Annotated in this window: 9 protein-coding genes; 3 read left to right on the plus strand and 6 right to left on the minus strand. The window is 46.0% G+C overall.

All coding sequences use genetic code 11. The features are described from left to right. The first annotated feature begins 41 nt into the window (after positions 1-41). Both ACOJUN_RS15905 and ACOJUN_RS15910 read left to right on the plus strand, forming a co-directional pair. Complete coding sequence (locus ACOJUN_RS15905; RefSeq protein ID WP_422132916.1) at positions 42-509, plus strand: hypothetical protein; 468 nt, start codon at positions 42-44, stop codon at positions 507-509. 3 nt (positions 510-512) lie between these two features. Beyond that, positions 513-1031 carry a copper chaperone PCu(A)C gene (locus ACOJUN_RS15910; RefSeq protein WP_422132917.1) on the plus strand — a complete coding sequence of 173 codons (519 nt, stop codon included), beginning with the start codon at positions 513-515 and terminating at the stop codon, positions 1029-1031. A gap of 67 nt (positions 1032-1098) precedes the next feature. On the opposite strand, the gene ACOJUN_RS15915 is transcribed toward ACOJUN_RS15910, so the two are convergent. Then, positions 1099-2679: a peptide chain release factor 3 gene (locus ACOJUN_RS15915; RefSeq protein ID WP_422132918.1), complete on the minus strand. Its 1581-nt coding sequence runs from the start codon at positions 2677-2679 to the stop codon at positions 1099-1101. 176 nt (positions 2680-2855) lie between these two features. Here ACOJUN_RS15915 and ACOJUN_RS15920 point away from each other — a divergent pair, with 176 nt between their 5' ends. Further along, the gene (locus ACOJUN_RS15920) at positions 2856-5417 is read left to right on the plus strand and encodes an inositol phosphate phosphatase SopB (RefSeq protein WP_422132919.1); all 2562 of its coding nucleotides are present in this window, start codon (positions 2856-2858) and stop codon (positions 5415-5417) included. A gap of 221 nt (positions 5418-5638) precedes the next feature. On the opposite strand, the gene ACOJUN_RS15925 is transcribed toward ACOJUN_RS15920, so the two are convergent. The 5 genes from ACOJUN_RS15925 to ispB all read right to left on the minus strand — a co-directional run bounded on the left by ACOJUN_RS15925 (position 5639) and on the right by ispB (position 12534). Next, entirely contained in the window at positions 5639-8185 is a 2547-nt protein-coding gene (locus tag ACOJUN_RS15925; protein ID WP_422132920.1) for a hypothetical protein, read from the minus strand. A gap of 134 nt (positions 8186-8319) precedes the next feature. Further along, positions 8320-8445 (minus strand): hypothetical protein, encoded by a 126-nt coding sequence (locus ACOJUN_RS15930; RefSeq protein ID WP_422132921.1) that lies wholly within the window; start codon positions 8443-8445, stop codon positions 8320-8322. Between the two features lie 598 nt (positions 8446-9043). Beyond that, on the minus strand, positions 9044-9634 hold the full coding sequence (locus ACOJUN_RS15935) for a hypothetical protein (protein ID WP_422132922.1): 591 nt from the start codon (positions 9632-9634) through the stop codon (positions 9044-9046). Positions 9635-9699: 65 nt separating this feature from the next. Continuing rightward, positions 9700-10887 (minus strand): hypothetical protein, encoded by a 1188-nt coding sequence (locus tag ACOJUN_RS15940; RefSeq protein WP_422132923.1) that lies wholly within the window; start codon positions 10885-10887, stop codon positions 9700-9702. Positions 10888-11556: 669 nt separating this feature from the next. Beyond that, positions 11557-12534, minus strand: coding sequence for an octaprenyl diphosphate synthase (ispB, locus tag ACOJUN_RS15945; RefSeq protein ID WP_422132924.1), 978 nt, complete (start codon positions 12532-12534; stop codon positions 11557-11559). Positions 12535-12586 lie beyond the last annotated feature (52 nt).

A 12586-nucleotide genomic window follows, 5' to 3' on the forward strand; every position in this document is an offset into this window, starting at 1 on the left:
ATAAAGTTGGTCATCGGGCTTCAGTCTGTTATGTTACCCCGATGAAAATAAAGCAGTACATAGGGTTGGGTGTTTCGCTGGTGCTGATTGCAGTACTGGTTTTTATACCTCGCTACTTCAAGTCGGAATCTGAAACAGGGCTGACCGGGCAGAGCTTCCACAAGAGATGTCTGGTGGCTGAAGGCTGTCGACTGACAACAGCAGACAGCGAGATTGAGCTGAGAATAAAGCCGTCAGGTCTGCCGAAGCTGGAGCCGCTGGATGTTGAAGTTCTCCTGAGAGGCCTGTCAGCAGACAGGGTTACCATGGAGTTTTTTGGCCGGGATATGCCGATGGGGTTAGCTCCTTTTCCACTCTACAAGCAGTCCTCTTTTTTTGGGCCTTCGGTATTCAGTGGCGTAGGTAACCTGACTTTTTGCACGGTTGATAAAGATATGACCTGGCTGGCCAGACTGGTGATTGAATCAGGTTCCGAAGTGACAACAGTTGTTTTTGAACTGGAGACTTGAATTATGAAGCTATTGGCAATGGCTACGTTGGCCATTTTCGCAGGCATGTCACCTATAGCCCTTCAGGCGGCAGATGTTGAGATAAAGGATCAGTACGCAAGAGCGGTACCGGCTGTTTCCACAAACTCTGCGGCTTTTCTGACTATTACCAACAAAGGTAAAGAAGATATCAAGCTGGTCTCTGCCGACAGTGATAGCGCGGTTCATGTTGAGCTGCACGGTCACAGGCATGAAGGGAATATGATGAAAATGTTCGAGTTGAAAGATATTGATATACCGGCAGGTAAAACTGAATATCTCAAAAGTGGTGGCAATCATATCATGCTGATGGGTTTGAAGAGGCCATTGAAAGCCGGTAGTGAGGTTGATGTCACCCTGCATTTCTCTGACGGGGACGCTGTGGATGTAAAAGTGCCGGTAAAGGATCTTAGTCACGAAACCAAAGATATGGCCCATGGCAGTGCCACGAAGCATGGCGAGATGGATCACGGCTCAGTGGATCACAGTACCATGGATCACTGATTCAGAAGTCATCCTGGCCTGATCCTGTCACTTCACTTTAAAGCGAAGTGGCAGGATTCAGGAGAGCTCAGTGCTCGCGGGTGGTCCTGAAGCTAATATCCGGGTAGCGTTCCTCTGCCAGGGAGAGATTGACACGGGTAGGAGCCAGGTAAGTCAGGTAGCCACCACCATCAGTCGCCAGATTGTCAGCGCATTTGCGCTTGAATTCCTCCAATTTACGTTCGTCCGTACAATCCACCCAGCGGGCAGTATTGACATTTACCGGCTCGTACATAGCCTCCACCTTGTACTCATCCTTAAGGCGGCGCATAACGACATCAAACTGGAGTACGCCGACCGCACCCAGGATCAGGTCATTATTGTTCAGAGGCATGAACAACTGGGTTGCGCCTTCTTCTGAAAGTTGTTGCAAGCCTTTCTGGAGCTGCTTGAGCTTCAGAGGGTCTCTCAGGCGAACGCGCTTGAAAAGTTCGGGGGCGAAGTGTGGAATCCCGGTAAAGCGAATCTCTTCGCCCTGGCTGAAAGTATCGCCAATCTGGATAGTGCCGTGGTTGTGCAGACCGATAATGTCACCGGAGATAGCTTCCTCGACATGGGAGCGATCACCTGCAAGAAAAGTGACAGCGTCGGCAATTTTTACATCTTTGCCGATTCGCACATGCTTCATTTTCATATTACGGGTGTATTTTCCGGAACAGATGCGCAGGAAGGCAATGCGGTCACGATGTTTAGGGTCCATATTGGCCTGGATCTTGAATACAAAGCCAGAAAATTTGGCTTCGTCCGGCTCCACTGCCCTCTGATCTGTTATACGAGCCAGAGGCGCTGGAGCCCACTCGGCAAAGTCGTCCAGCATTTCACGGACGCCAAAGTTGGCTAGGGCAGTACCAAAGAAAACAGGCGTCATCTTGCCAGCATGATAGGCTTCCAGGTCAAACTCATGACTGCCGCCGCGAACCAGTTCCACCTCATCGACAAAGTCTTCATGAATATCACCCAGCAGCTCTTTGGCTTCGTCCGACTCAAGACCCTTGATACGAATATCGTCGGGTATAGTATGTCCCTGGCCGGGGGTGAAGACGTGAATAGTATCGGTGTAGAGGTTATAAACCCCCTTGAAATTCTTGCCCATGCTGATCGGCCAGGTAATGGGAGCACACTGAATTTTCAGGATGCTTTCCACTTCGTCCAGCACTTCAATCTGGTCCCGGACTTCACGGTCCATCTTATTAACAAAGGTAAAGATTGGAGTGTCTCTCAGACGACAGACCTCCATCAGTTTAATGGTCCGGTCTTCGACACCCTTGGCGCCGTCAATCACCATCAGGCAGCTATCCACTGCTGTCAGGGTTCGGTAGGTGTCTTCCGAGAAGTCTTCGTGTCCGGGAGTGTCCAGCAGGTTGACAGTGCAACCTTTGTAAGGGAACTGCATAACCGAGGTGGTGATCGAGATACCTCTTTCCTGTTCCATTTTCATCCAGTCAGAAGTAGCCATACGACCGCTTTTACGACCTTTTACAGTGCCGGCCATCTGGATAGCACCACCCAGAAGCAGCAGCTTTTCTGTGATGGTGGTTTTACCGGCGTCCGGGTGACTGATGATCGCAAAGGTTCGACGCTTTGCCACTTCGGGGGATAATCCACTCATTGATGTTTTGCCTGATTCCAGAGCTTGAAAAAATGGCGACATTATATCCGCTCTGTTGCGCAAAGCCAGAATCATCATAAAAGATTGAAATCGGATGTTGTGCTTGATAACACAGGACTTTTGGCGAAACCGGTCGATAAAGTTGTGAGGAGATTGATGATAAGGAAGTGAGTGTTTTGAATCCATCGCAACGGACTTTGCAATGCTTGCAACCCCTGCTGGACAGAGGGCAGGATGAATCCAGTGACATTTCTGTCAGAGGCAAGTGGCGAGGCCGGGAGGCCGAGTTGCTGCCGCTTCCTGTCAGAGAGCTGAGGGAAGGTGAAAAACTCAGTGCCAGTGAAGGTACTACGGCATTTGTTTTCAAGTACGGCAGTTTTGTGGAAAATCAGCTTCACAATGATCTCAAAAGCAAGCCGCTGAACCAAAGAACCATTAAAAAGCTGGAAACACGGGCCACAGAGCTGTTAAGGGATGTCAGGAAGCTGAATTGCAGCAGTATAGAGCTCTGGCTGGATTCCGGTATGGTGGCAAAAGCGTTTGAGACTGCGACACCTTTTAAGTGGCGATCTCTTCCTCCACATGAGCAGGAGCATCTTAAGGAAGTCGTTCAGTTTCAGCTCTCTGGTCATACCGATTATCTGAGTCAATCAAAGGCTCTTGAGCTTGCGGTAAAAGTGGTCGCTCAGCATGAATCCATCTTCTCAGCCAATATTCCCGAAACGGCCCGCTTTCTCACCGGGGAAACAGAGGAGGGACATACTCTTTTTCCCGGTCAGCTCAGGCTCTGGGCCGAAGAGCACTTTGATAAGGACAAAGTCCCGGGAACTCCGATAGAAGGTGATGATCTCTATATCAGCCAATACGAGATGGAGCTGATAGGTAATGCCGAGTATTACACCAACCGTGTTTCTGGGCTTCTTTCCGGTTCCCCATTGGAGCGTCTGCAGAACACCAGTTATGCCGAACAGGCTGAAGAGGCCAGAGAGCTTGCCAAGCAACTTATCAAGACGCTGGATGCACTGGAACGGCATTCACAAAATTTGCCTGCCCAATTGCAGCAGGCTCTAATCCATGATCTGGTGGGGCAGCTCGATGGTGTGTTGGATTTTATCGATCAGCTGGAGGTCAGTGACCAGGAGAATCCACTGGGGCCGCAGCAGTGGAAAAAGTTTAAAGGTCAGGAACTGATTTCCGCAATTAATGTTCTCAAGAATGAAATTGAGCATGAAAGTGCACTCATCAACAACTCAGGTAAGAAAGGTCTACTCAGCAGAAAGAAAACCAGAAAGCTGGCAAAGCTGGAAGCATTGCATCAGACGTGGAGTGACCATTTTGACCGTATTCAGGAAGGAACAGACAATGATCTTCCTCCAGCCAGAGCGAAGCTAACTGGAAGAGCTTCCCGGGCTGACGCTCTTCCCGTGGTTGATGCAAAGGCTTATACCGCCTGTATACTGAAGCGGCTGGGAGAGGTGGGTCTGGATAATGCCAGCAAGAAACTGAAAGAATCACGCAGTGAGGTGCTCTCAACAGTTCAATGGGAAAAAATCACTACCCATCTGGATGTGAGGATTGAGGGGCGAACCCGGCATTATGAGAGTCAGCTGACCCCTGCTTCGCAAATGAAGTGGGGAGAAGGAGCAAAAGATATCTTTGAGCATTCTTATGAGGGTATGGGCAGGCCTTCGACTGAAACCAGAGAACGCGTTCATGCCGTCAATATGGCACAATCTGAGCTGTCCACTGCAGAAATGGGGAACAAGAAAGTTCTGTTCAAAGGGTTGCGTTCCGGAACCCTCTCGGCCTATGGGATAAAAGAAAAAGAGCCTCGACTTGCCGCAGCCAAAAACCGGGCCAGGGAGTTGGTGACGGCGGCTGTAAAACAGTTTCTGGATGATAATCCAGACTATCTGACATCGGGGCAGCCTGTTCCTTTGAAAATGCTCTCCACGTCTATGCTCAGTGCCGACAAACTGAGGCACTATCTGCATATTCATGATGATGAACTGAAGATGCAGAGAGAGCAGGTCGCCGCCCTCAAGGAAGTTCAGAAAGAACTCAACGATGGTAAGCCATTGGTTATTTCTGATGCCAAAGGCGAAAAATATCAACTCAGAGTCAATATGAAGCTGGCCAACACTAATTATGGTGTCAATTCACTGTCATTGGGTGGTCTGAAGTCGGTTGTCCGTCCCTGGGGTGAGGCCAAGCGGGTTAATAATGAGGGACTTATTGAACTGATGGGCTCTTTAGACCAGTTCGATCCTGTTGGCGGTTGGGTTGGCGACTATCTGGCAGGCTCGGCCCCGGAGCAATCCAAGCAGATTGTTCGTATGCTGGTTGAACAGATCAGGGATCTTCATGTTTCAGGCGACTATCAAACAGAAGGCGAAGATGCCTATAAGATGGTTGAGCGAATTCAGTTGCTGGCATTCAAGATAGGCGCAGTGGGTCATATCAATTGTAAAAGTGGCAAGGATCGAACCGGAGAAGCCGACGCCTCTATCAAGCGCTTTGCTGCCGAAGTGGAGGCCAGAGGCTATGTCCCGGATCCCCGCAAACCCGTTAGCCGGGAGGATCGTAACCTCAGTCAGGCTTTCCAGTTTGGTTCAGGTAATCTTGAATTGCAGCAAATGAACATCAACATCCCCGGGTTCAAGACTAAGTTGAACAAAAAGCGTCTGGGTGAATTTGCTCATAAGCTTGCTCATAAAGCTCGGTTTAAAGTGAAATAACCACCGAAAATCTTGCGGGTGTGAACTCTGCCCGCCTTGTTTTTCCCGGTGCTAAACAGCATGAGAGCCTCCAACTGCTAAGCCAGGTTTCAAAGCTTCCTCAAGTCTGACATAGACAGAAAGTATTTTGGATCTGTCTTACGAGGCTTATAGGTTGATTAGTCCTTTTCTGACGTCTGCAAATAACCCTCTGTCTACGAACATGGCTGTCTGTTGTTTTACTAGAAACCTAAATCGAAACTGTTATCTGGACCGCTAAAATCGATGTTGCCTATCTCGATGTTGCCTATCTCGATGTTGCCTATCTCGAGGTTGCCTAGCTCGAGGTTGCCTATCTCGAGGTTGCCTAGCTCGAGGTTGCCTAGCTCGAGGTTGCCTAGCTCGAGGTTGCCTAGCTCGAGGTTGCCTAGCTCGAGGTTGCCTAAATCGAGACTGCCTAAGTCGAGACTGTTACCCAGACCGCTTAAATCGATGCTGTCACCGATACCGCTTAAATCGAGACTGCCTTGATCAAGAACATCTCCAATGACTGAATCTGAAATTGATAAATTTCCTGTGACAGTAGACGGAGAAAGATCTCCGCGCACATCACCGGTATCAGATGAATATCTGCTACCCATATTGACGGGATATTCAGGGCTTAATAGGGCAGCATACACATAGGGCATCAAAAACCCATCTATTGGAAAAAACCAGGCAGTGGGACTCATTTGAGCCAAGCTATGGTAATAACTGCCAAGCTTCTGATGGTGCAACGACAATGAGTTGTCTAATTCTTGCTTTTTCTGGCTCACAAGTTTATCGAACTCATGGGATTTAATTAAAACCTGAGCGTCAAGCTTGCGCTTGAGATTAGCGATGGCAGTTTCTTTTAAATTCTGACATTTGTTTTCTGTGGTTGGATAAGCTTTGATCTTTTTAATCTCTTTATTTATTATTTTTGGTCTCGGTATTTTTTTTTGGTAAGTCCGTGGGTTCATATGTGTTTCATTAAAAAATTTGTCGATTAGTTCTTCAGCGCTTTTTCTCATTTTGTCTGTGGGTGCTAGTATCATAGCTTCCAAGGAAAGCGTAATAGCCTCTTTTAAAGGTATTTTTAATCTATCTGTGTCAAGACGACTTCTAATGTGGCGAAAACTAAGATCCGCTTTTTTAAATTTCTTGGTAGCTTCTTTAATTTTTTCATTGTAGCGTGTGAGAATACTTGGTTCTCTAATTAGAGTGCTAATTTGATTTTGATAATTAGTTTTGTGTGAGCCAATAATCTTTTCAATCTGTGACTGACTGTTTTTAATAAAAACTTTTCTTGATGCGTCTACGGTTTTATAAAACTGTTGATTAATTTTCTGTTCAATGATTTTTTTATGAAGTTTCCTGAGGTCAACATGGTCTGGATTTATTGCTAAAGCTTTCAGGCAAAAGGTGCTCTTGTCTTTATCAAAACCTGCATGTTTGGTGAGCCGGTAAAAGTGCTCGAAACTGACTGCCTGGGATACCACTTTTTTATACAAGATATCAAACTGTTTTGAGGAATGTGGATTTAAGGCAGTGACTTTATCAAATGTAAGGAGTGCATCATCAAAGTTTTTAATAAATGTACACATCTTATTGAATAATCTGTCGGCAACCTCATCTCTAGTAAATTCGCCCAGTCCAGCAAGACTTACTCTGATAAAAGCCCTTATCCCGGAAGCTAATGAGTCGACCTCGTTGGTTAGTAAAGAAGATGCCTTTTTGAGAATTATTTTTTTACTGTCTTCACGAATAGCTTTCATCTTCTTATCAAGTAAAAACAGTGATTCAGTGGATACCTCTTCAGGTAAATGCTCTATTGTTTTTATCATATGCTGAATAAGAAAATTATGCTTTAAATCTGACAGGGTTCTTATATTTCCTTCATGATTTTCAACGAATTCTATTAACGACTCCATAGTGTTGAGTGAATCAAGGTGACGGCACATATTAGCAACGGCTATGTTATGCAGTGTTGCATTCAAATTTTTAAGAAGCTCTAAGTTTCTTTGTACTCTTTCTTGCCCCCACGTCTGCAGATTAATGCGAAGATGATCCAGACTTTTTTGCTCTTTCTGTATCTTTTCATCGACCAAACAAGAAACCCTGTATATCAACTGGAGAGTCTCGGCATTACCGGAGTCAGGGTGTTGAGCCTGGTCCTCGTCAAATAACGTCTTTAATGAGTCCTTTAGCGGACAGAGCGTATCGGGAAATGCAATGAACTCAGATAGCTCTGAGTAGACGAGATTCAGTAGGGGGCTGATACTGGAAAATGATTGGGTGGCACGCTTCAGATTATCTTCCAGGAGCGTATATATATTCTGTATTTGTTCATCAAGCCTATTCTGTAGTCTGACGTATCTTCTGTTATCGTATCTGTGTACGGGCCACTTAAGATTCTCATCTATATTAGATTTCAGTGTTTCCAACGCCAATTTGTTGCGCTCATAATCTTCCAAAGGCTTATCCTTATTTGCATAAGCTTGAAAGCTACTCCGATAGCTATCAATCTGGCGTTCAATTTCACTGAGGCCTAAACGCAACCAAACAAAATTGGGTAGCAGGCATCGAAAACATGATTGATCAAGTGCTGCAATTCTGGAGCGTCTTTGTAGTCCGGTACTTTGTGGTCCACTTGTTAAGGCCGATGAATCGATGTTCACAAGGGGCAATACTGAAGTAGTTTGTTCTCCATGATTCTGGGATGATTGCCATCTCGTATCAGTTTTTGTTAAGGAAAAATCATGTATCATAGTAATCTCCAATTTGAGCCTGAGTAGTCAGTTAGAAACAGACGCTGAGAAAAGCCGATTAATCAATTCTTGCTAAGTGGTTCCTCAGTTGTTTTCGAGTATTTCTGACCATAATGGCGGGTTAGACTGTGATTTCATGAAAATGTTCCATACATTTTTTCTGTTATTTTCTCATTACGTGAAATCTTTGCTGCATTGCTGATGAAGCCCGTCCTTCCAACCTCTGATCCAGCCATCGTTGCTTCACTCAAAAAAGGCATAAACTGCTCCCGACATCCTGCGACGGTGGATTCAGGTCAGGTAATTATCAGACCGATGGGTTCTGAGGCGCAGCTTGATCCAATAAGAGGTTGGGTGGCTGACCAACAGAAGGTGAATCTGCTTGCCAGCTGCTCACACTTAATGGTTTAGGTTGAAATAAAGGTTCAGTGCCTTGCAGGTGGATAGCATCCACCTGAAGAGAGAAGCTGTTCGGCAGGCTAGGAGGCTGACCGAGAATAGCGCCCGTAGCGAGGACGGCAGAAAATTGAGGATGAAAATTCGGTTTTGTGAGGAGAATAGCGAGCTATTTGACGAACAAAAGCGGATTTTCAGACCAATTTGCTGCCGCCGCAGTAGGGCAGACTATTCTCGGTCAGCCTCCTAGCAGCCTGTCGGACTTAAGACTGTCCTACTGCGGTTGCAATAAATTGGTCTAAAAATCTCTGTTTCTTCGTCAAATAGCTCGCTATTCTCCTCAGAAACAGAGATTTTTATCCTCAATTTCTTGCAATCCTCGCTACGGACGCTTAAGTCCGACAGGCTGCTAGTGTTCAGAATGTTCTGGCCACAGCAAAACGTGCCAGGTCTTCCGTAGCGTCACGATACTCGCAGCAGCATGCAGGTGCCATCCAGACCGATAGCGATTGTTTCCACGGACTCGGTAAGTGATGGCAAGTCGTAGCGAGTGTCTTTCTGGTCTTCGACTAACGCACCTAATCTGTAGGATAAATGCTTGATGTACGAGTTTGACAGTACTCTTTGATGATTGGTTTCAAAATCTTCTTTTACAGCAGGAGCAGGCATCTGACTGTATTTCCAGGCAAGAGTTTTGGCAAATTTGGGTGTAGCAGAGCCAACAATCCCAGTGCGAAGATCAATCGGTGCCAAAGTACTTCCACCCCTGACCCCCTGATAAACAGAACGTTCCATGGGTACGCGCCCGTATAAGGTTTCGTAGTGCTTCAGCACTTTTCCCTTATAGCTGCTCCACTTCTGCTGGTTAACGACGATAGGTTCTTTATTAGGGGGCTCAAATAGCTTCAGTAACTCTTGAGTTCCGAGTTGCCCTGCTTCATTCAGTGCTCTCTGCAAACCATCTTCAAGATTCAGCATGTTCCCAGAATCAATAGGCACCACAATCTGCTGGACAATAGTTTTCTCTCGGCGGGCAATAATAGAAGCAGACATGACAGGTTACTACTATGAAAAGGTGTTTCCATAATAGCTGTAAATTAAGTGTACATTTGTTTCAATCATTCAGAGAGAGCAACAAAAGCTTTCAGGAAAAGGGTGCTCTTGTCTTTATCAAAAGCTGTATGATTGGTGAGCCGGTAAAAGTGCTCGAAACTGACTGCCTGGGATACCACTTTTTTATACAAGACATCAGAATGTTTTTTTGAGGTATGTGGATTTAAGGCAGTGACTTTATCAAATGTAAGAAGTGCATCATCAAAGTCTTTAATAAATGTACACATCTTATAGAATAATGCCTCGGCAACCTCATCTTTTCTAAATCCACCCAGTCCAGTAAGACTTGCTCTGATAAAAGCCTTTATCCCGGCATCTAATGAGTCGATCTCGTTGGTTAGTAAAGAAGATGCCTTTTTGAGAATTATTTTTTTACTGTCTTCACGAATAGCTTCCATCTTCTTATCAAGTAAAAACAGTGGTTCAGCGGATACCTTTTCAGGTAAATGCTCTATTGTTTTTATCATACGCTGAATAAGAGAGTTATGGTTTGAATCTGACAGGGTTCTTATATTTCCGCCATGATTTTCAACGAATTCTATTAACGACTCCATAGTGTTGAGTGAATCAAGGTGACGGCACATATTAGCAACGGCCATGTCATGCAGGGTTGCATTCAGATTTTTAAGAAGCTCTAAGTCTCTTTGTGTTCTTTCTTGCCTCCTCATCTGCAGTTTAATGCGAAAATGATCCAGGCTTTTTTGCTCTTCCTCTATCTTTTGATCGACCAAACAAGAAACCTTGTATATCAACTGGAGAGTCTCGGCATTACCGGATTGGGGGTGTTGCGCCTGATCCTCGTCAAATAACCTCTTTAATGAGTCCTTTAGCGGACAGATCGTATCGGGGAGTGCAATGAACTCAGATAGCTCTGAGTAGACGAGGTTCAGTAGGAGGCTGATACTGGAAAATGATTGGGTGGCACGCTTCAAATTAGCTTTCAAGAGTGTATCTACATTCTGTATTTGTTCATCAAGTCTATTCTGTAGCCTGACGTATCTTCTGTTATCGTGTCTGCGTACGTGTCTGCGTATGGGCCACCTGAGATTCTCATCTATATTAGACTCCAGTGTTCTCAATGCCAATTTGTTGCGCTCATAAGCTTCCAAAGGCTTATCCTTATCGGCATAAGCTTGAAAGCTATTCCGATAGCTATCAATCTGGCGTTCAATTTCACTAAGGTCAAAATCCAACCGAAAAGATTCGGGTAATTTGGGTAGCAGGCATCGAAGGCATGATTGATTAATTGCTTCAATTCTGGAGCGTCTTTGCAGCCCGGTACTTTGTGGTTCAGGTGTTAAGGGCAATGAATCGATGTTCACAACCGATGAATCGATGTTCACAAGGGGCAATACTGAAGAAGCGGTTTGTTCTCCATGATTCTGGGATGATTGCCATCTCGTATCAGTCTTTGTTAAGGAAAAATCATGTATCATAGCAATCTCCAATTTGAGCATGAGTGGTCAGTTAGACACAGACGCTGAGATAAGCCGATTAATCAATTCTTGCTAAGTGGTTTCTCAGTTGTTTTCCAGTATTTCTGACCATAATGAAGGTTTAGACTGTGATTTCATGAAAATGTTCCCTACATTTTTCTGTTATTTTCTCATTATGTGTTTTGCCCCCTTCGATTCGGATGATAGAAGTCGTAGATCAAAATCTGATAGATGAATAAAATGAAGGGCTTATCAAGCTGATGGGTTCTGAGGTGCAGCTTGATCCCATAAGAGTTTGGGTGGCTAACCAACAGAAGGTGAATCTGCTTGTCAGCTGCTCACACCCGATGGTTTAGAGTGAAATAAAGGTTCAGTGCCTTGCAGGTGGATAGCATCCACCTGAAGAGAGAAGCTGTTCGGTAGTGTTCAGAATGTTCTGGCCACAGCAAAACGTGCCAGGTCTTCCATAGCGTCACGATACTCGCTGTCAGGCAAGGCCTGCAGGCAGGCAATGGCCTTCTCAGACTGTTCTCTGGCTATGCGGGATGTGTAATTCAGCGCTCCACAGGTGCGAACCGCCTCAACAATTTGATCAATCTTATCCAGACCACCTTGTTCAATAGCTTCCCTGACCAGTGCTTTCTGCTCCGGGGTGCCCTGGGAGAGAGTGAATATCAAGGGCAAAGTGGGTTTGCCTTCTGCCAGGTCATCGCCAAGGTTTTTTCCCATGTCTTCGCTGTTGCCCTCATAGTCCAGCAGGTCATCTACCAGCTGGAATGCCATGCCCAGATGATTGCCATAATCTCTCAGGGATTGTTCAACCCTGCTGTCCACATTAGACAGGATCGCTGCAGTATGGGTAGAGGCTTCAAAGAGCATGGCGGTCTTACATCGGATAACATCCATATACTGTTCTTCTGTCACGCTGGCATCGTTGATATTCATCAACTGCATGACTTCACCCTCAGCAATGATATTAGTGGCATCAGAGAGAATCTTGAGCAGCTTCATGTTGTCCAGACTGACCATCATCTGAAAGGCTCGGGAATAGAGAAAGTCGCCCACCAGAACACTGGGAGCATTACCCCAGAGCGCGTTGACCGTATCGCGACCTCGGCGGAGGTCCGACTGGTCCACGACATCATCGTGCAGCAGCGTTGCGGTATGGAGAAACTCGATGATAGCCGCCAGTGGGATATGGTCCTGTCCCCGGAAGCCTGTGGCGCCTGCGGTCAGCAGAACCAGAAGGGGTCTGAGCCGTTTGCCTCCGGACTGGATTATGTACTGGCCAATTTTGCTGACCATGACAACATCCGAGTGCAGTTGTTCGGCGATGTACTGGTTAACCAGAGCAAAATCTTCGCTGACAACGGTTTGAAAGGAGTGCTTGTTGCGTTCAGGCATAAGGCTGCTGCAGAGATAGGGAAATCGAGCATCGTAGGTAGAGACCACCCGG

Origin of the sequence: Endozoicomonas sp. ALD040 (assembly GCF_049275945.1) — a bacterium.
Taxonomy (GTDB): Bacteria; Pseudomonadota; Gammaproteobacteria; order Pseudomonadales; family Endozoicomonadaceae; genus Endozoicomonas_A.